At 65.6% G+C, this 19,692-nt stretch carries 18 protein-coding genes; 6 read left to right on the forward strand and 12 right to left on the reverse strand.

All coding sequences use genetic code 11. The features are described 5' to 3' along the window. The first annotated feature begins 243 nt into the window (after positions 1–243). Both ABJ363_05560 and ABJ363_05565 read left to right on the forward strand, forming a co-directional pair. The gene (locus tag ABJ363_05560; GenBank protein MEP4378448.1) at positions 244–1,011 is read left to right on the forward strand and encodes a cysteine hydrolase; all 768 of its coding nucleotides are present in this window, start codon (positions 244–246) and stop codon (positions 1,009–1,011) included. After that, positions 1,008–1,448 carry a cupin domain-containing protein gene (locus ABJ363_05565; GenBank protein ID MEP4378449.1) on the forward strand — a complete coding sequence of 147 codons (441 nt, stop codon included), beginning with the start codon at positions 1,008–1,010 and terminating at the stop codon, positions 1,446–1,448. Before ABJ363_05560 ends, ABJ363_05565 begins: the two co-directional genes overlap by 4 nt. A 24-nt stretch (positions 1,449–1,472) precedes the next feature. Here ABJ363_05565 and ABJ363_05570 read toward each other — a convergent pair whose 3' ends face one another. After that, positions 1,473–2,270, reverse strand: coding sequence for a creatininase family protein (locus ABJ363_05570; protein ID MEP4378450.1), 798 nt, complete (start codon positions 2,268–2,270; stop codon positions 1,473–1,475). 455 nt (positions 2,271–2,725) lie between these two features. Here ABJ363_05570 and ABJ363_05575 point away from each other — a divergent pair, with 455 nt between their 5' ends. Continuing rightward, positions 2,726–3,892: an amidase gene (locus ABJ363_05575; protein ID MEP4378451.1), complete on the forward strand. Its 1,167-nt coding sequence runs from the start codon at positions 2,726–2,728 to the stop codon at positions 3,890–3,892. A gap of 17 nt (positions 3,893–3,909) precedes the next feature. Here the strand turns inward: ABJ363_05575 and ABJ363_05580 are convergent, their stop codons facing one another. The 6 genes from ABJ363_05580 to ABJ363_05605 form a co-directional block, all read right to left on the reverse strand. Beyond that, positions 3,910–4,935 carry an aromatic ring-hydroxylating dioxygenase subunit alpha gene (locus ABJ363_05580; protein ID MEP4378452.1) on the reverse strand — a complete coding sequence of 342 codons (1,026 nt, stop codon included), beginning with the start codon at positions 4,933–4,935 and terminating at the stop codon, positions 3,910–3,912. A 181-nt stretch (positions 4,936–5,116) separates the two neighbouring features. Next, positions 5,117–6,355: a M20/M25/M40 family metallo-hydrolase gene (locus ABJ363_05585; protein MEP4378453.1), complete on the reverse strand. Its 1,239-nt coding sequence runs from the start codon at positions 6,353–6,355 to the stop codon at positions 5,117–5,119. Next, on the reverse strand, positions 6,352–7,794 hold the full coding sequence (locus ABJ363_05590) for a dihydroorotase family protein (GenBank protein MEP4378454.1): 1,443 nt from the start codon (positions 7,792–7,794) through the stop codon (positions 6,352–6,354). Before ABJ363_05590 ends, ABJ363_05585 begins: the two co-directional genes overlap by 4 nt. Then, positions 7,791–8,558 carry a cysteine hydrolase gene (locus ABJ363_05595; GenBank protein MEP4378455.1) on the reverse strand — a complete coding sequence of 256 codons (768 nt, stop codon included), beginning with the start codon at positions 8,556–8,558 and terminating at the stop codon, positions 7,791–7,793. The genes ABJ363_05590 and ABJ363_05595 overlap by 4 nt, the downstream gene beginning before the upstream one ends. Before the next feature lie 2 nt (positions 8,559–8,560). After that, positions 8,561–9,340, reverse strand: coding sequence for an SDR family oxidoreductase (locus ABJ363_05600; protein ID MEP4378456.1), 780 nt, complete (start codon positions 9,338–9,340; stop codon positions 8,561–8,563). Positions 9,341–9,375: 35 nt separating this feature from the next. Then, the gene (locus ABJ363_05605) at positions 9,376–10,488 is read right to left on the reverse strand and encodes a ring-opening amidohydrolase (protein MEP4378457.1); all 1,113 of its coding nucleotides are present in this window, start codon (positions 10,486–10,488) and stop codon (positions 9,376–9,378) included. Positions 10,489–10,795: 307 nt separating this feature from the next. Here ABJ363_05605 and ABJ363_05610 point away from each other — a divergent pair, with 307 nt between their 5' ends. The 3 genes from ABJ363_05610 to ABJ363_05620 are packed head-to-tail and all read left to right on the forward strand — an operon-like array spanning position 10,796 to position 14,424. Beyond that, a complete protein-coding gene (locus ABJ363_05610; GenBank protein ID MEP4378458.1) occupies positions 10,796–11,665 on the forward strand; it encodes an FAD binding domain-containing protein in 870 nt (289 codons plus the stop codon). Positions 11,666–11,674: 9 nt separating this feature from the next. Next, positions 11,675–12,145 (forward strand): (2Fe-2S)-binding protein, encoded by a 471-nt coding sequence (locus ABJ363_05615; GenBank protein MEP4378459.1) that lies wholly within the window; start codon positions 11,675–11,677, stop codon positions 12,143–12,145. Further along, positions 12,142–14,424 (forward strand): xanthine dehydrogenase family protein molybdopterin-binding subunit, encoded by a 2,283-nt coding sequence (locus tag ABJ363_05620; GenBank protein ID MEP4378460.1) that lies wholly within the window; start codon positions 12,142–12,144, stop codon positions 14,422–14,424. The genes ABJ363_05615 and ABJ363_05620 overlap by 4 nt, the downstream gene beginning before the upstream one ends. Positions 14,425–14,428: 4 nt before the next feature. On the opposite strand, the gene ABJ363_05625 is transcribed toward ABJ363_05620, so the two are convergent. The 5 genes from ABJ363_05625 to ABJ363_05645 all read right to left on the reverse strand — a co-directional run bounded on the left by ABJ363_05625 (position 14,429) and on the right by ABJ363_05645 (position 19,660). Beyond that, on the reverse strand, positions 14,429–15,466 hold the full coding sequence (locus tag ABJ363_05625) for a hypothetical protein (protein MEP4378461.1): 1,038 nt from the start codon (positions 15,464–15,466) through the stop codon (positions 14,429–14,431). After that, positions 15,463–15,843, reverse strand: a complete 381-nt coding sequence (locus ABJ363_05630) for a Rieske 2Fe-2S domain-containing protein (GenBank protein ID MEP4378462.1) — start codon at positions 15,841–15,843, stop codon at positions 15,463–15,465. Before ABJ363_05630 ends, ABJ363_05625 begins: the two co-directional genes overlap by 4 nt. A gap of 45 nt (positions 15,844–15,888) precedes the next feature. Next, the gene (locus ABJ363_05635) at positions 15,889–17,163 is read right to left on the reverse strand and encodes an amidohydrolase/deacetylase family metallohydrolase (protein MEP4378463.1); all 1,275 of its coding nucleotides are present in this window, start codon (positions 17,161–17,163) and stop codon (positions 15,889–15,891) included. Further along, complete coding sequence (locus tag ABJ363_05640; protein ID MEP4378464.1) at positions 17,156–18,019, reverse strand: alpha/beta fold hydrolase; 864 nt, start codon at positions 18,017–18,019, stop codon at positions 17,156–17,158. Before ABJ363_05640 ends, ABJ363_05635 begins: the two co-directional genes overlap by 8 nt. Positions 18,020–18,277: 258 nt before the next feature. After that, a complete protein-coding gene (locus ABJ363_05645; protein ID MEP4378465.1) occupies positions 18,278–19,660 on the reverse strand; it encodes a nucleobase:cation symporter-2 family protein in 1,383 nt (460 codons plus the stop codon). Between the last annotated feature and the right edge of the window lie 32 nt (positions 19,661–19,692).

Raw genomic sequence — 19,692 nt, forward strand, 5'->3', positions numbered from 1 at the left:
GATGGAACGGGTGTCGGTTTCTCCGCAAAGGTTTGCAACTACCGTGCCGTGCGGCGGACCCGCATTTCCGGCGCCGGAATCCCGTTTCGGCCCGAATTGCGCTGAAATATTGGGCAAGCTGCGCCCGGCTTGGGCAGTCGGACACCCGGTTCGTCGCGAAAATCGCCACATCGGTCCGCCATGCTCGGTGGCATGTATCGTGCATATTTTTCAGGCAACACGATCGCGACCCATGGATGTCCTATGAACCCTCTTGGAAGTGCCCCGAAGAACCAGTGGCAGGTGAGTTCAACCGACGCCGATCTCGTGCGGGCCTCGGTTCCTGCCCGCCCGATGGCGTTCGATGCCGCGCCTCAGAATCTCACGATCGATCTCGCGCGAACGGCCATCATCGTGGTCGATATGCAGAATGATTTCTGTCACCCCGAGGGCTGGCTCGCCCATATCGGGGTCGATGTCGCGCCGGCACGAAAACCGATTGCGCCATTGCAGAAACTGGTGCCGGCGTTGCGCGACGCCGGGGTCCCCGTGATCTGGCTCAACTGGGGCAACCGGCCCGACCGGCTCAACCTCAGCCCGTCCCTGATCCATGTCTACAAGCCGAGCGGGGACGGTGTCGGGCTGGGAGACCCGCTACCCGGCAGCGATGCGCCGGTGCTGGAGAAGGATTCCTGGGCCGCCGCCGTGGTGGATGAACTGGCGATTGAGCCCCAGGATATTCAGGTCGACAAGTTCCGCATGAGCGGGTTCTGGGACACGCCCCTCGACAGCATTCTGCGCAATCTGGGCGTTCAGACGATCCTGTTTGCCGGTGTCAACGCCGATCAATGCGTGATGTGCACCCTGCAGGATGCCAATTTTCTCGGCTATGACTGCGTGATGGTGCGTGACTGCACGGCCACGACATCGCCGGCGTTTTGCATGGATGCCACGGTCTATAACGTGAAGCAGATTTTCGGATTTGTCGCGGAGTCCGACGCCATACAAGCCGGGCTGGAGACATCGTCATGAGCCTGATTGTACGGCGGACCGGCGACTACAAGGCGTTTCGGATCAGCCCCGGGGATACCAACTACATGATCTGTATCGCCGATCCGGTCGCCGACGGGACGGCGGGGATCGGTTTCACCGCGATCGTCGAGGTGTATGCCGTCGGCGGCAAAACCCCGCCGAACTCTCACGCCGTCGCCCACGAGATGTTCTACGTGCTGGCCGGTGAGGGCGTGGCCTATTGCGACGGTGAAACCGTGGCGCTCGCGGCGGGGGATTCGATCGTGGTCCCGCCCGGCGCGGAGCATGTGGTCGAGAATACCGGTGCGGGCAAGCTCTATACCTTGACCGTCATGATCCCCAACGAGGCGTTCGCCGAGCTGATCCATGGCGGGACGCCGGTCCCGCTCGATACCGAGGATTTGGCGGTCATGCGCCGGGTTGCCATGCCGTCCTGACCGGCACGATCAGGGGCCGCCGGTTCATGTACGCGCCTTGATGTTTTCAAGCGGATAGCGGTCGATCTCCTGCAGCAGTTCGACGAACCCGGTTGCGGCGTTCTCGACGAGTTGCTTCCCGCGCTCAGCGTCCGCATCCAGCGCGTTGCCGACGGCGCCGGAAGGGTTGATGTCCTGGGCCTGCCAGCCGAACCCGATCCCGCCCTCGGGCCTCAGATGCCTGTAGTCCGCCTCCATCGCAATCGAGGCCGGTACAAAATTCTCCGCCTTGTCCATCTTCACCAGGTCCGGGCGCAGATGGAGCATGATCGCCGTCTCTACGGACCCGCCATGAATGCCGTGCCGGATCTCCTGATCGGGGAAAAGCCCCTCGGGTGCCAGCAGATTGTAGCTGCTCACCGTGACCACAAACATGTTCAGGCGAACCCGGAGATCGCGCGCCACAATATCCATGATCTGGGGCTGACCGCCGTGGGAGTTGAACAGAACCAGTTTCCGAAGGCCGGCACGCGCGACAGATTCGCCGATCTCCGTCCACACGCGCGTCAGGGTCTCGGCGCTCAGGGTCAAGGTGCCGGGAAAGGCGAGATGCTCGTTGCTCTTGCCGACGGGCATTGTCGGCAGGACGGTAACGGCCAGGTCGTCGGGTACGCGCTCGAGGGTCCGCGCGATGATCCCTTCGTTGATGCAGCTGTCCACATAGACCGGCAGATGCGGCCCATGCTGTTCAATCGCGGCGACGGGGAGGACGGCGATCGTGCGTGCGTCGAGTTCGGCGAAATCCTCCGTCGACATGTCCTGCCAATATTGTGTCGGTCTCATGCTTTGCCTGTCTTCGTTGGGGCGTATTCGGTCACCTGTCTGACCAGACATGTTCAAGTTTCGTGCCACGCGCTGCGCAAGCAATACGGCGCCACGGCCCGCCCGCCTGCCTGTTTCGCGGGCAATCACGTTGCGACGTGGCCACCCGTTGGGCAGTCGGGCGTGGACCGGTTGTCCTGCGCCTTTGGCGAAATGCCCGGCTCGCCTGCCGTGCGGGGCTGATCCACCGAATGGCACAGTTTCTGCTACGTCCCGATAGACCACCGTTCGCCAGACGTCTCGGCCCGTCCTTGCAGGGCCCGGGGTCCGTCGGCTTCGGCGAACAACCTCCTGTGGGTCAAGGGATGCCTTGTGAGATTTGTGTGCGTGCTCACAGGGCATCCCGCTTTCAGGACCCGCGCGACGTCCGTGTGACATCCGGGTGACCGTGAACCGGAACCAGAGAAAGAGCGAAGATGGAAGACAGCCTGGGAGCGTTTCGGCCCGATGCGATGATCCGGATTGCGGGTGCCGAAGAGGGCCCGCTCGAGGGTGTGACATTCGCGGCCAAGGATCTGTTCGACGTTGCGGGGATCGAAACCGGCGCCGGCAACCCGGACTTTCTGCGGGGTATGTCGGCGGCTCAGGCGCACGCGCCTGCCGTGCAGTCGCTGCTCGATGCAGGGGCGACGCTTGTCGGCAAGACGATCACCGACGAATTGGCGTTCGGACTGGCCGGGGAGAATTTCCATTACGGCACCCCGCTCAACAGCGCCGCACCGGACCGGATTCCCGGCGGTTCGTCCAGCGGGTCGGTTTCCGTCGTCGCCGGCGGGGTCTGCGACACCGCATTGGGCACCGACACGGGCGGCTCCATGCGTGTTCCGGCGAGCCATTGCGGCGTCTTCGGCATTCGCACAACCCATGGCCGGGTGCCGATCGACGGCGTGGTGCCGCTGGCCGACAGTTTCGATACGGTCGGCTGGTTTGCAAGCGATCCGGATATGTTCCGGCGGGTCGGTGAGGTGCTGCTGCCCGGTTTCGAACCCAAGGCGATGCCCAAGCGCCTCTTGATCGTGAATGACGCACTGGCGGAGCTGGAGCCGGCTGCGGTCGGCCCGGTGGGCGCGGCGATCGATGTCATGGCGCATCGGTTTGACGTGGTGGAACACATCACCCTCACGTCGGACGGCCTGGCGGCGTGGCGCGCGGTCTTTCGTGACGTCCAGGGGTATGAGGCGTGGCAGAATCACGGCACGTGGATCGACGACGTAAAACCGCAGTTCGGTCCCGGCGTCGACGAGCGATTCGCCGCCGTCGCCGACATCTCGCGGGACGCGTTCGCAACCGCGAGCTTGAAGCGCGCGGAAATCACCGCACAGCTGCGCGGGCTGCTGGACGCCCACACGGTCTTGTGCGTGCCCAGCGCGGCGGGTGCCGCGCCGCGCAAGTGCACCAACCCGGCCGCGCTTGAGAATTTCCGGAACCGGACGCTGAACATCTGCTGTATCGCGGGGCTCGGCGGCCTGCCGCAAATCAGCATGCCGATGGCCCTGGTCGAGAGTTGCCCGCTCGGCATCTCGCTGGTTGGCGCCGTGGGCCAGGATGAAGCATTGCTCCAGGCGGCCGTCGAACTCGGCTGATTGCGTGGGGGCGGGGGTTATTCGGCCGCCGTCTCGAACTTCGCGCGTTCCTCGGGCGGGCCGTCCAGCCATTCCGTCAACATCTGACGCATGAGGATTCCGGGGCGGTCGAGATACATATGCGCCTCGGCGTGCAGGTCGAGCGGATAGTCCGGGCCGCCGGATTCGAGGATCAGCTTGTCTTCCGCCGCAACACGGCGGTCGAACGCCGCAATGCTTTCGGCGGTGGCGTCCGCTTCCGCATCGTTGCGGTAGACGAACTGGCAGCGATGGGTGTGCTGGTCGTCGATCGGCGTCGTGAAGCCGATGATCTGATGAATCAACCCGGTCGGATACCGGATACAGATCGTGAAGACCGCCGGCAGCCGCCAGGTGATGGTCATGTAGCGAGTTGTATGGTCGTCGGCGATGTTCAGGTTGCGCTGCTGGTCTTCGCGGTTGGCGACCGGAATTTCGCTCTGGATTCCCACGCCATCCTCGATGTCGAAGAAATCGAGGGTCGGGGCCACCGGGCTGGCGTCCTCGCCGAAGGTGGCGCGGTGGACGAAGCTGATATGCGAGACGTCGAGGGCGTTCTCGCCGATCCGCAGCGCGTTCGCACTCCAGGTCTGGTCGTACTCGAAGACCTGCCGGAACGCGGGGTCTTCGGCGTAGGGGAGGTCCGGAATATCACGCACGGGTTCCTCAAGGCAGACCCAGACATAGCCGTAGCGTTCCTGGCAATGATAGGCCGTGGCGGCGTTGCGCTCGGGCGGGGCCAGGTCGGGGGTCTGGGGCACGAGCACACATCCGCCGCCGCCGTCGAACCGCCATCCGTGATACCCGCAGCGCAACGTGCCGTCGACGACCAGGCTGTCGACCGAGAGTTTCACCGAGCGATGCGGGCACTTGTCCTCGAGGGCCGCCGGCGTCCCGTCGCCCTGCTGCCAGAGGACGATTTCTTCGCCGAGCAGGGTAAAGGGCTTCGGGCCGTCCTCGAGTTCGTCGAGCCGCAGGGTCGGATACCAGAAGCGGCGAAAGATCGGTTCCTGGGTGATGAGCATGCTGACCTCCGTGTCTGACGGAGAATTTGCAAGACGGGTGCCAGATGCCTTGTCCCGAGTGCACGAGTAAATCATTGAAAAATATACATAAAAATATGCCCAATTCTTGCGCAGGGCCGCGTTTGAACGCGCGCCGTGCACGGCGGCGCTAAAAAATGTGCACACCCCGGGCCGGACGGGCCTATCCGCCGAGGAGTTCGGCGAGCGTTAGTGCGATCACATTCGTCGCCTTGCGAAGGTCGGACAGGGCGATCCGTTCGTCGGCGCGGTGCCCGTTGGCTTCGAGAACGGAACGGGGGCCGGCGCCATACATCGCCGTGGGAATACCCGCCTCGGCATAAAGGCGTGCATCGGTGTAGAGCGGCACCCCGGCGGGGGTGACCGGCTCGCCCATGACGTCGCAGGCATGGCGGCAAAGTATCTCGACGAGCGCATCGCTGCCCGGAACCGGCGCGAAGGGGCGCGCCAGCAATATTCGGTCCGTCTGGACCGAGATACCTTTCAAGTCGGCCGCTACGCCATCGATTACGGCGCGGGTTTCGGCCTCGACCGCCTCGGGATTTTCTTCGGGGATGATGCGACGGTCGATCCGGAACTTGACCTGGTCGGGTACCACATTGGTGTTGATGCCACCCTCGATGAGCCCGACCACCAATGTCGGATGGCCGATACCCGGCGTTTGTGAAGCGCGTCCGGCCAGCTCGGCGCGATGGGCGTAGAGCGCCTGCAGGATTGTCGTGGTCGCCTCCAGCGCGTCATGGCCGGTCTCGGGCCGTCCGGCATGGGCGGAAAGCCCGCGCACCGTGACCTCGAGATGCAGGCAGCCGTTATGGGCGACGATCACGTTGTAGGACAGCGCGGCGGAAAGCACGAAATCCGGCTTCGTGAGCCCCTGTTCCAGCAACCAGCCCGGCCCGGTCATCCCACCGGTTTCCTCGTCATAGGTGAAGTGCAACTCGACTGTGCCGTTCAGGTCCAGCGCCGAGTTCTGCAACGCCCGCAAGGCATATGTGTAGGTGGCGTAGTCGGACTTGGAGACCGCCGCGCCGCGCCCGAACATCCAGCCGTCGACGATTTCCGCGCCATAGGGGTCGTGGCTCCAGCCGTCGCCCGGCGGCACCACATCGCCATGGGCGTTGAGGGCCACCGTCGGCCCGCCGGCACCGAAAGTCTGGCGCACGATCAGGTTGGTTGCGCTGACCATGCCATGGCGCGCGGCGACCTCGGCCGGGACGTCGAACGCCTCGACGGGAAAGCCCATCTCCTCGAGCAGGCGCGCGGACAGCGCCCCATGGGGTGCGCAGTCACCGGGCGGATTGTCGGAGGGCTGGCGTACGAGCGCCTGCAGAAACGCGACCTCGTCGTCGAAGTTCGCGTCGATATAGGCGGCGATGCGCGCCTTTGCGTCCGGGGCGCTCACGCGGCACCGGTGTCGGCGGGCGCCGGCGATGCGCCGACAAGCGATGATATGTGCTTGTCGAGATTACGCGGTGCGGGTGCGGGCATCTGCTGGATGACGGGCTCGCCCCAGCCCGGCGCGGAGGTAAGTTCGCCGTCGCGCATGATGGTTTTCCCGCGTACGAGGGTGGCCACCGGCCAGCCGACTACGTTTCGGCCTTCGAAGGCCGAGACCTTGCCGCGCGAGTGCAGCTTGTCCGCCGCCAGCGTTTCGCGCCGTTCGAGATCGACCAGGACCAGATCGGCATCCGCATCGGGCTGGATCGCGCCTTTCCGGCCCTCGAGGCCCCAGCCCCGTGCCGGATTGGCCGAGCTGATCTTCACATACTGGTTCAGGGTCAGTCGGCCTTCATGCACGGCGGTCAGCATGAGCGGCAGGGAGGTCTCGATGCCCGGGAAGCCGCAGGCCACGTCCCAGATGCGGTTCCCGGCCTTCTCGGCGGGGGTGTGGGGTGCATGGTCGGTGGAGATCATGTCGATCGTCCCGTCCAGCATCGCGTCCCATAGCGGGGCCTGGTGATAGGGCTCGCGAATGGGCGGGTTCATGCGCAGTTTCTCGCCGCCGGGCTGATCCATGTCGTCCACGGACAGGTAGAGATATTGCGGCAGGGTCTCCACGGTCAGGTCGACGCCGCGCTCCTTGTAGAAGCGGATATAGGGTAGTGAAAGTGACGTGCTCTCATGGGCAATATGAATACGTGCGCCGGTCCACTCGGCCAGTACGCAGCTTTTTGACAGCGCCTCCAACGCGCAGATATCCGCGCGCGCGGCGAGATGATAGTGCGGCGCTTCGAGCCCGGCGGCCTTCAGGCGGTCCTCGCGCCAGAACAGGATCGGCGAATTTTCCGCATGGATGGCGCAGCGCTTGCCCAGCCGCGACAGGATCTCGAAGCCCTCCAGAACCGCGCCGTCCGATGGGCAGGGCAAATTGCCTGTCGTGTTGCCGAGGAACAGCTTGAAGCCGATGGCGCCGGCCTCGGCCAGGGGTTCGAGCTGATCGAGATTATGTTCGCCGAGAACGCCGTAGATGCCGAAATCGCAATGGGATTTTGCCCGCGCCAGTGACATCTTGAGTTCGTAATGCGCGACCGTATCCACGGGCGGGTCGGTGTTCGGCATCTCGAAAACGGTTGTGACCCCGCCCATGACGGCGGCCGTCGAGCCGGTCTCCCAATCTTCTTTTTCTTCCATGCCCGGTTCGCGGAAATGCACATGCACATCGATCACGCCGGGCAGGATATGCAGACCCGATGCATCGATTTTCTCGTCGGCGGCCGGCATCTCGTCGGCAGGCCCGACGCCGACGATCTTTCCGTCGCGGATCGCGATGGAGGCCCGGAAGGTCTTGTCTTCGGTCACGATGGTGCCGTTGTCGATCACGAGGTCTGCGTGGGTGGTCATGAAATGTCCTCGGCCGTGCCGGCCAGAATGGATGGGGAAGTCGCGCGGAAGCCGTACAGCTTGTCCACGAGGAAATGGACGGCCTCGGTGCAGGCCGCCGGTGACGGGGTCGCGACGGCGTCCTCGACCAGGATCGCGTCATAGCCGCGAAAGGTCGCCTCGGTCAGGGTCGCGAACACGCAGCGGTCGATGTTGATGCCCGTGAAGATCAGGCTGTGCACCCCGAGATTGCGCAGCACGCCATCGAAGTCGTTGTCGGTGAAACCGCCATAGCGCGACTTGTCGATGACGATGTCGGCGGGATTGGTTGCGAGGGCATCGTAGGTTGCAGCTCCCCAGCTCCCGCGTTCCAGCGCGTTGCCACGGCCGTCCGGGTCGGGGTCCGTGTAGCCGCGCCCGCCCGGTGCGTGATTGCCGACATAGGCGAGGGATGGCGGCAGGTTCAGGCCGTCCGCCCGAACGCCCCAGTTCAGCCAGATGACCGGCATGTCTTTTTCGCGCGCGAAGGCCGAAAGCCGGTTGACCGCCGGGATGGGCGCGCGCAGCGGTCCGGGGTCGATGCCCTTGCCCGCGAACCATCCATCCTCGTGGATGAAATCATTCTGCATGTCGACCACGACCAGCGCCGTGCGCGCCATGTCGATAATCACCGGATGTGGTTGCGCCGCGAAGCGGAACGGCCGCGGCGGGGAGACGGGACGGACGAGGCTGACGGCGTCGTCGCCCACGGTCCAGACATGGCGGCCGCCGAATCCGGTCTGCATGATCAGATCACCCAGCCGCCGTCGACGGCCAGGTCCTGGCCGGTGATCTGGCGGGAGAGGTCGCTGGCGAAGAACAGCACCGCGTTGGCGATGTCTTCGTCGGTGGACACGCGGCGCAGTGCATAATCCTCGGCGTGCTTCGCGCGCGCTTCATCCAGCGTGATGCCAAGACGCTCGGCCATCTCGGTGCACACCGACTGGAACCGGGGGCCGTCGACCATGCCCGGGGCGACGCAGTTGACGTTGATATTGTCCGGGCCGACTTCGAGCGCAAAGCTCTTGGTCAGGCCGCGCAGCCCCCATTTGGACGAACTGTAGCTCAGGCGCCCGGCGCGACCGCGCATCCCGAAGGTGCCGCCCACATTGACGATCTTGCCGCCACCCTGCGCGACCATGCCCGGCAGGACGGCGCGCATGGTCAGGAAGCAGCCCTTCAGGTTGAGCTCCACGATCTGGTCGAACTCCTCCGGCGTGGTCTCGATTCCCGACTTGCCGAGCGGGCCCGTACCGCCCGCGACATTGACCAGGATATCGATCTGGTCGAAGGCGGCGATGCCGTCGGCGACGGATTGCGAAACGTCGTCGGGGCTGGTCACGTCGCAGCGGCTGACGAGGGCCTGCACACCTAGTGCGGTCGCCTCGGCGGCGACGGTCTCGATGGGTGCGAGATCGCGACCAGCCAGTACGAGGTTTGCGCCCTCGCGCGCCAGCGCGAGTGAGATCGCGCGGCCCATGCCCTTGGCCGGGCCGGTCACGAAGGCTGTCTTGCCGTGAAGTTCCATATTGTCCTCTTGGTTCGGGTTGGCCGGCACTTCGGCTAGCGTGTTGCGATGACGGCGACCGGGCCGCCGCCGTCGGGGCCCTGATGTTCCGCGCCGCCGGACACGAACACGTCCGTGCGCCCGACCGCCGCCGCCACCATGCCGCCGACGACGGCGCGGGCATGCCGGGTGGCGTTGATGTCGCTGTCGTCGATCATGATGTGGCGGTTGCCGCGGATCTCGCCGGTCGTCGAAGGTTCGGCCTTGCACAGCACCGCATCGAGTCGCGCCCGCGCCGTATCATCCAGTTGCGGCGGTGACCCGAGGCCGGCACCTTCGATGGCGCGCCACAAGGCGGGTGCGTCGATCGCATCCTGCATGACGTCATGGGCGATGACCTTGTCGCCGGCCCATTGGGTCGAGTTGCCGAGCACGATGATCTCGTTGTTGAGCAGTTCGACCCCGGCGGAGGCGCTGGCACGGCCGGAAAACAGCGACCAGTCGCGGTTGATGGCGTCCTCGGTGATCTGTTCCTCGGTCAGTTCGCCCAGCGCCAGTGCAGCACCGAGTGCCGAGGCGCCGCGCGTATATCCCATTGAGGCATAGGTATCCTCCGTGACGACCTTCTGGCCGCGCGCATGGGCATCGGCGATACGCTCGGATGTGAGGAGGGGGCACTTCACTTGAGCGAAATGCACGTCATCGGGGGATTCGATACCCGCGGACTTCATGGCGCGCCGGAACGCGTCGGCGGTCTCGTGGACCATGGTCATGCGGCCCTGTTCCTCGGGCAGGAAATCACGCGTGAAGGCGGTGCCGACGGCCAGGGTCGGCAGGCCGGTGGGCGCGTGTCCGTCGGGGTGCTCGCGAATGCTGACGATAAGCAGGTGCGGCGACAGGCCGCCTTCGGTGCCGCCCGACATCACCATGGCGACGCGCTCGGCGACCTCGTCGCGGCTGCAGCCGAGCCGCTCGGCGAACATGTACTTCAGCATGTCAACGGAATAGGCGCGGGTGAAATCATTGACGCAGCCATTGCCCTCGGTCTTGCCGAAGATGGCGACGACTTCGTCGGGCGCGATCGCGCCGCTGTCGAACAGGGCCTCGAGCGAGGCGACATCGCCGGGGTCGCGGGTGGGTACGCGGAGTACAAGGGTTTCTCGGGTCATGTCGGTTTCCATCTGGTTCCAGGCGCCGGGCGCTGGGTCGGGTTTCGTGTTGGCAGGATGCCGGGCGCAGTTGCGCGGAATCAGAAGTGTCCGCCTTGCGCGCCAGACATTGCAAGGCACGGGCCAGCGCCATGCGCGACCGAAACCCGCCGGGAATGGCGGTTTCGCAGCGTTTGGGCGGAATTTTTCTGGTCAGTCGGAAGGCCGTCTGCACAAATAACAGGCAGTGCGCGGCCTGTCCTGCGGGGGATCGATCGCGTAAGCTTTCACCGTCATTTCGTTCGAATTAGCCCGGCTCTCCGGACCCATGAAACCCGCTTCCTTTGATTATGTCGCCGCCGAAAGCTGGGACGCCGCCGCCGCCCTGCTTGCTGAATATGGCGACGACGCGGTGATCCTCGCCGGTGGCCAGAGCCTCGTCCCGGTGATGAATTTCAGGCTGGCGCAACCCGCAGTACTGGTCGACGTGAACCCGGTTCCGGACGCCGCCTATCTGCGCATCGACGCCGACCGCCTGCGCATCGGTGCGCTCACCCGCCATGTGCAGTTCGAAGCACCGGGGCTGGACGGGCCGCTCGACCGTCTGTTGCCGCGCATTGCCCGGCATATCGCCCACCTGCCGATCCGCATGCGCGGGACGTTCGGCGGGTCCTTGGCCCATGGCGACCCGGCGTCGGAATGGTGCACCCTGGCGCGGACCCTCGACGCCGTGATGATCGCGCGGGATGCCGGCGGAGAGCGCCGCATCGCGGCGGCGGATTTCTTTCACGCGGCACTGGTCACCGATCTGGCGGATGGCGACGTGCTGTGCGAGATCGAATTGCCGGCGCTCGGGCCCGACTGGCGCTGCGGTTTCGCCGAGTTCAGCCGCCGGGCCGGCGATTTTGCGATCGTGCAATCGGTGGCTGCGATCGAATTGTGCGACGGGCGCATCATGGCGGCCCGGATCGGCGTCGGTGGTGCCACGGAAGTTCCCTGGCGTTGTGCGGCGGCGGAGGCGGTTCTGGTTGGCGGCGCGCCCGACAACGCACATTTTGCCGAAGCCGCCACAGCTGCCGCGGACGCTATCGAGGATCTGCTCACCGACCGGCAGGCGACGGCGGACATGCGCCGCGACCTCGTGCGGGCGATGGTTTTGCGCGCGCTCGAAGATGCGACGGGCACGGGGCGGGTCTGAGTGGCGACGATGCGGATACATCTCAACGTCAACGGCACCGACCATGGGGTCGAGGTCGAGCCGCGGTATTCGCTGGTCGATACCCTGCGCGAAGGGTGCGGGCTTACGGGCAGCCATGTCGGCTGCGAGCATGGCGTGTGCGGTGCCTGTACAGTGTTGGTCGATGAGCAGCCGGTACGCGCCTGCCTGATGTTCGCCGTGCAGGCCGACGGCAAGCGGATTCGTACCGTGGAGGGCCTGGACGACAACGGCGCCTTCAACGCGCTGCAGCAGGCCTTCCACGAACATCACGCCCTGCAGTGCGGCTTCTGCACCCCGGGGATGCTAATGCTGGCGACCTGGATCGTGGAGCGCGGCGCGCCCGTCAGCGACGACGAGCTGCGCGAGTTCATGGCGTCGAATCTGTGCCGCTGCACCGGCTACCGCAACATCCTGCGGGCCGTGCGCGCCGTCCTGGACCGGACGGAGGATGGCGCATGACCATGATCGGCGAAAGCGTCCTGCGGCTCGAGGATGGTCCCCTGCTGACCGGCACGGGTCGTTTCGCCGGGGACCAGAATTTCGACGGCCAGCTGCACATGCGTGTCGTGCGTTCACCGGTCGCTCATGGCCGTATCCGCGCCATCGACACCGACGCGGCCGCGGCGGCCCCCGGCGTCTTTGCCGTGTGGACCGGCGCTGACGTCGCCGATGTGCCGCCGATCAATCTGCGGCCCGGCAGCGCCATGCAGGACCTGGAGAAATGCCGCCAGCATGTGCTGGCCCAGAGGTTCGTGCGCTATGTTGGCGAGCCGATGGCGGTCGTATTTGCCGACGATGCCTATCGCGCCGAGGACGCCGCGGAATTGATCTGGGCCGATATCGAGGCGCTGCCGCCGGTTGTCGAGCTGATGGACCCGCCCGCGGCGTTCTCGCCGGGCGTCAGCACCGAGCCGGCGGTCTTCGTGAAGGGTTATGGCGACATCGAGGAGGCTTTCACCGGTGCGGCCCATATCGTCGAATGCGAATTCTCGGTCGGCCGCCATGCCGGTGTGCCGCTCGAGACGCGTGGCGCGCTGGCGTTCTGGAACGACAGTGCAGACCGGCTCGAATTCCACGCGGCGGCCAAGATCCCGCACACCAACCGCATCGCGCTGGCCGACCTGCTTGGACTCGAACTCGACCGCCTGCATCTGTTCGAGGGCCATGTCGGCGGCGGCTTCGGCGTGCGCGGAGAGATCTATCCCGACGAGGTGCTGGTCAACCTCGCGGCAATGCGGTACCGGCGGCCGGTAAAGTGGATCGAGGACCGGATGGAGCATCTCACCGCGGCCAATCATTCCCGCGAACAGACCCACCGGATACGGGCTGCGACCGGTGCTGACGGGCTGATTCTCGCGATCGACGACGAGTTCTGGTTCAACCAGGGTGCCTACGCGCGCACCCATGGGGCGACGGTGCCCGTCGTCTCGGCGACCATGCTGCCCGGGCCGTACAAGATTCCGGCCTATCGCGCGACCGGGCATATCCGCCTGACCAACATCACACCCGCGGGCACCTATCGGGGGCCGGGCCGCTACGAGACGACCTTCGTCCGCGAGCAACTGATGGACCGCATCGCCGCCGCGCTCGACCTCGATCCGCTGGCCGTGCGCCGGACGAATCTCATCGGCCCGGATGAAATGCCGTATGCGCGGCCGTTCGACATCGGCGGGAAACCAATTTTCTACGACAGCGGCGACTATCCCAAATCCCTTGCGCGCTTCCTTGATCATGTCGGTTACGACGCCCTGCAAGCCGACATGGATGCGCGCCGCGCGGCGGGGGAAATGGCCGGCGCCGCCGTCATCTGTTTCGTCGAGCTCGGCGGCGACGGCCCGTTCGACGATGTCCGAGTCGAAATGGCCGGCGACGGGTCCGTCGAAGTTATCACCGGCGTCGCCTCCGTCGGCCAGGGCGTCGAGACCGTAATCGCCCAGATCTGCGCGGAGACCCTCGGTATCGACTATGCGGGCATCACCGTGACCCATGGCCAGACCGACCGGATCGCCCGGGGCCAGGGCGCGCGCGCGTCCCGGGTCACGGTGATGACCGGTAATGCGACCCACAAGGCGGCGACGAAGGTGCGGGCGAAGCTTCTGGAAAAGGCGGCGGAACTCCTGCAGGCACCGACCGAATCACTGGACATCGTGGATGGCGTGATCGGGGTGTCAGACACGATCGGCGAAGGTCCGTCGCTGACGGTCGCCGCGGCGGCCGCCGAGATCCTGCGCACGCGCGACGCGCCCTGCATCGCGGTCGAGGAGACCTTTGAGAATGACCGCGCGACTTATTCCTTCGGCGCCCAGCTGGCCGCCGTCACCGTCGACCCGCTCACGGCCGGTGTCACGATCGAACGTTTCGCCGTCGCCTACGATATCGGCCGCGCGGTGAACCCCATGCTGGTCGAGGGGCAGCTCGTCGGGGGTGCGGTCCAGGGAATCGGCGGCGCGCTGTTCGAGGAGTTCCTCTACGACGAAAATGGCCAACCCCTGTCGGTCACCTTCGCCGACTATCTGATGCCGACGGCGGCCGAAGTGCCCGATATCGAGTGCCTCGTCCTGGAGGAATCGCCGAGCACCACCAACCCGCTGGCGCTGAAAAGCGGCGGCGACCCGGGTGTCACCGGTGCCGGCGCGGCGGTCGCGGCCGCCATCGGTGCGGCCATCGGCCGGCCCGGCGCGATCACGCGCCTGCCGGTCACGCCGCTTCGTCTGCGCGAAATTCTGCGAACCGGATAAGCCGCTACGCGGTCTTGAGATCGGCCACCGGCGCCAGCCGCTCGATCAGGAGATCGAGCAATTCGGGCAACGCCAGCGGCGTGGCGTTCACGCCGCCGCGGGCGTAGACCGCGTTGGCCTGCCGGGCATCGGTCCCCAGCCGCACGGACAGACGCGCGACCGCGCCCCGGCATTGCGCGATCGTCGGCAGGCATTCGATGTGCCGCTCCGGGGGCAGAAGATCGTTGGCGCCGATGAGTTGCATCCAGCCGTCGCCGACCTTGCGGCGGGAGACCACCTTGTTTTCGGCCCGCGCGTCGCGCGCGATGACGAAGCTGCGATGGGTCAGGCCGGGCGCGACCCAGGAGATAATATCGCTGTACTGCCCGCCGATCCGGTCCACGACCGCCGCCAGCACCTCTGCCATGACGTTGTGCATCAGGACATAGTGCCGACGTTCCTCATCACCCCATTTCCAGAGGTTCGCCGAGACGCGCACCGCCGTCGAATCCGCGCGCCAGGGCGAGACTGCATTGCCGCGATTTTCGAACAGCCCCGGGTCGTCATAGGCGACCGCCGGGGACGAATTGCCGTGAAATTCGGCGATATGCTCATAGGGGACCACCGCCATGGGTTCGGAGATCACCATGCGGTGAATCACCGTCCCGTCCGCGCGGGCGAGCGGTGACAGGTTCAGTACTTCGGGTGAAAAACCGTCGCCGAGCCGCGCCTGCAGTTCCTGGGGAAGGTACAGTCGTCCGGTGGGCGCGAAGCCGCTGTCGAGCAGGCGCTGGTTGATCGCCTGATGCTCGGTGGAGAACGGGTAGGGTTTTGTCTTGGTGCAGGGCATGAACAGCAGCACGCGGCGCGCGGCGTCGGGCAGGTCCGGCACATAGTCCGTCTTCACGAAGTCGATCCATTCCGCGATGCGCGGATGGCCGAGCGAATCATAATTGTCCTGCGGGCTGTACAGACACAGGCTCGGGTCGACGGCAAACGGGCTCTCGATCTTCTTCGATGAATCCTGGATGCGCGCGTCGCGGTTTTCGACGGGTATCATCATGTCTTTCTTCCCGGCTTTGATTGTTGACGTGAAGCGGCGGCCTTGCCCCCGACCAACAGCCAGACATCGCCGCGTTTCACCTCGATCGGGAGCGGCGTGAGCTGTTCGCCCTTGCACGGCCCGAACACGCACACCCCGTGCAGATCGAACAGCGCGCCATGGTTGGCGCAGCGAAGATAGCGACCATCCGGCGTGAGATACGCATCGGCTGCCCAGGGCAGGGGCACGCCCATATGCGGACAGGCGTCTTCAAAGCCGCGCGCGTTGTCCCCGTCCCGATACACGATCACCTTGCAGCTGGTCTTGCCGAGATCGGCCACATATCCCCGCGCCGACCCGTCGGGGATTTCCGTGAGCTTGCCCAGCCGGACCGACATTGCGGAAGGTTTTGTTTTGCGCACGTGAAGCGAGGGGGGCGTTGATCAGGCCGCCTGCCGGATCCATTCGGGCAGCAGGTCCGACACCGGCTCGTAGAGCTTGCCCTTGCGCAGGGTGACGACCGGCGTGAACCGCCGCGTGCCCTTGAATTTGACGCCCGCACCGTCGGCGAAGGTGTAGCGGCCCGACGTCATCTTCAGGACCGAGACATCGGCCACGCGGCCCACCTGCAGGCTGCCCATCGTGTCCGACTTGCCCATCATGGCCGCGGCGTTGGAGGTGACCATGGCGACGACCTGCGCAAGAGGAATGCCGATGGCCATCATTTCCGCCATGCAATGCACCAGGCTGAATGTGGGGGAGAACGGCACGGTATCATCCACCTCGGTCGGCTCTTCCTCGGGCCGGAACTGGCCGTTCACGTTGTAGGCGGATTCCGCGCGGGCGTTGTAGCCGTGCAGGTCCGCGCCGAGCGTATCGGGAATGATGCCCGCTTCCATCACCGCCACGGCGTTCTCGTAGCTGAAATGCGAGCCGCGCCCGACATCCAGTTTGATACCGCGGTCGATGGCCTTTTTCAGGACCGGGTGAACCTTGCCCTTCGACACGAACCCGCCGTCATGGCGGGTAAACGGATGGGCCAGGATGTCGCCCTCGCCGAGCAGCGGGACGATCTCCTTGACCAGTTTCTTGACGTCGATGGCCTTGCCGTCCTTCTCGGGCCAGAGTGTGCCGAGATGGATATAGAGCGGCAGGCCGGTCGCTTTCGATGCCTTCCTGGCCTTCTTCAGGGACTTCATGCCCCAGCGCGAATAGCCCCCCGGCTCGGCGTGAATCTTGAGGCCGCAGATCAGGTCGGGATTCTCGGCATAGCTCTGTTCGATCGCCCCGACATCGATCCCGACGGGCCCGTAGAGGTCGACATATTTGTGCCCGTAGAGCCCCCCGGCCAGGTAGGAGGACAGGAAACAGCGCACGTCGGTCTTGGCGGGCTCGGCGATGAATTTCTTGAAACCGCCCACCGTCAGCGGGCTCGGCCCGCCCTGGTCGCAGACCGATGTCACGCCGGAATACACCCCCACCGCGTCGGGGTTCAGTCCGAACTCGCCGCTGACATGCTCGAAGATATGTCCGTGGGTGTCGATCAGGCCGGGCAGCACGAGATGGCCCTTGGCATTGACGATCTTCTTGCCCTGTTTGGGAGAAAGATTCTTGTCGATGGCGACGATCTTGCCGCGGCGTATCGCGATATCGGCGATGCCGTCATGGCCGGTGGCGGGGTCGATGACGCGTCCGCCCTTGATGATGGTTTCAAACATTTATGGGCTCCTGGATGGGGCGGTTCGTGGCCGCATAGTGTCGCGACAGAAAGCGGTCGATGATGGCGTAGAAGGCCTCGGGCTGCTCGGCGGGGATGATGTGCCCCGCGCCCGGCATCTCGACCAGTTCGGCACCCGGGATATGGTCGGCCACTTCGCGCACGGCGTCCGGTGGCGTCAGGGCGTCTTCGCTGCCCGATATCACGAGCGTGGGAATGTCGAGCGCTTCGAGGCCGGCGCTGTAGTCGAAGTCCTGCAGCGCCGCCATGGCCGAGATCAGCGGCGCTTGCGGCTGGGCGGCCCGGGCGTCGATGAAGGCCTCGATATAGCCGGGGTTGGCGGCGCGAAACCCTTCGGAAAAAATGGACGTGGCTGCGATCTCGGCCCCGGCGCGCGCGCCCGTCTGGTGCATGCTCTCCAGCCGTTCGGACATGTTCGCGGCGGTCTGCGGGTCGGCCTTGCAGGTGGTGCTGACCAGCACCAGCGCGTCGATCAGATGGGGCGCCCGCGTGGCGAGCGCCTGCGCCACCATGCCGCCCTGGGAAAGCCCGACCACGCAACCCGGCAGGGCCGAAACGGATGCGAGCGCGCCGGCCCAGTCGTCGGCGAACTGCGCCATGGTGTAGGGGCCGGCGGGTTGGGACGACAGGCCATGGCCGCGGCTATCCCCGGCGATGCAGCGATAGCTGCCCGAATAGCGTTCGAGCGCCGGCACCCACATCTGCTCGTCCCACCCCAGCCCGTGAATGAAGGTCAGCGGCGGTCCGTCACCGGCCTCGACCATGTGCATCTCGATGCCGTTGGTCGGCACCAGTTGGGACTGGCTTATTTGAGCGTGTGCAAGTGCGTACGACATCAGGGTTCCGAATGTTGCGATCATGGCCCGCCGCAAGACGTCCGAAACGGCGCGCGCTCTCCCACATGGATGAGCAAACGCCGTGCCATCGCGGATCGCCGGAAATCCGGGGTTTTACTGCATTGGGTATGTCCGGGGTGATGCCGGATTGAGCAGTCAATGCCCACGAAGTCCGCTTTCGCTGAAATCCGGGCCCCGACAAAGAAAAAGCCCCGGCGACCGGCCGGGGCTTCTCCGTTTCGGATATTCGTCTGACGGTCAGTCGTCACCACCCGCCTGGGCCGCATCGTCTGCCAGTTGTTCCGGCAGGATGAGGTTCAGGATGATCGCGATGAACGCGGCCGGCAGCAGGCCCGAGGCGAGCAGCACCCGGATCGAGTCCGGGACATGCTGGAGCGCGCCCGATTCGAGCTGCAGCCCGAGACCCAACGCCAGCGACACGGCGAAGATGATCATGTTGCGCCGGTTCCAGGTCACGTCCGCGAGCATCGACATGCCCGCGGCGGCCACCATGCCGAACATCACCACGACGCCGCCCCCGAGCACCTCGATCGGGATCGTCGTGATCAGCGCACCGACCTTCGGGAACAGCCCGGCGGCGACCAGCAGGATCGCACCGAGCGTCACCACATGGCGGCTCATGACACCGGTCATGGCCACCAGGCCGACATTCTGGCTGAACGAGGTGTTCGGTAGACCGCCGAACAGGCCCGCGACCGCGGAGCCCAGGCCGTCGGCGTAGGTCGCACCGACGACTTCCTCATCCGTGGCCTCGCGGCCGGCACCACCCTTGGCGATGCCCGACACGTCGCCGACGGTTTCAACCGCCGAGACGAAGGCCATCAGACAGAAACCGACGATCGCGGCAGTCGTGAATTCGATCCCGAAGGGGAAGAATTCCGGCACCTCGAAGACGGCGGCCCGGCCCAGATTGGCGAAGCTCACCATGCCCAGAGCGGCGGCGAAGATGTAGCCGACGATCAGGCCGATCAGCACGGCCGCAACAGACCACATGCCGCGGGCGAAGAACTTGAGCCCGAGGGTCACGACGATGACGCTGCCGGCGACGGCCCAGTTCTGCAGGCTGCCATATTCCGGCTTGCCGATGGCGGGCACGCCACCCGCCGAATACTGGATGCCGACCTTCACCAGCGCCAGCCCGATCATCAAGACGACGAGCCCCGTAACCAGCGGCGGCAGCGCGAACCGGATCTTGCCGATGAACGTGCCGAGCAGCGCATGGAACAGGCCGCCGACGAGCACGCCGCCGAACAGGGCCGGCAACGCCTCGACACCCTGGCCCGCGACCAGCGGGATCATGATCGGCAGGAACGCGAAGCTCGTGCCCTGGACCACCGGCAGCTTCGCACCGACGGGGCCGACGCCGATGGTCTGGATCAGGGTTGCGACGCCGGCGAACAGCATCGACATCTGGATCATGTAGAGCAGGACCGGGAAGTCCGGGGAGTTCGATCCGAAGCCGAATCCGGCCGCACCGGCGACGATGATCGCGGGCGTCACGTTGGAAATGAACATTGCCAGCACATGCTGGATGCCGAGCGGGATCGCTTTCGCGATCGGCGGCATATAGTTCGGATCGCGGAGTTGCTCCGGTGTTCCGAGGTTGGACATGTTTGCCATCTTTAAGGTTGCCTCCAGTGGTTGGGGAGAAG

Source organism: Alphaproteobacteria bacterium (genome assembly GCA_039980135.1).
Classification (GTDB): Bacteria; Pseudomonadota; Alphaproteobacteria; order UBA6615; family UBA6615; genus UBA8079.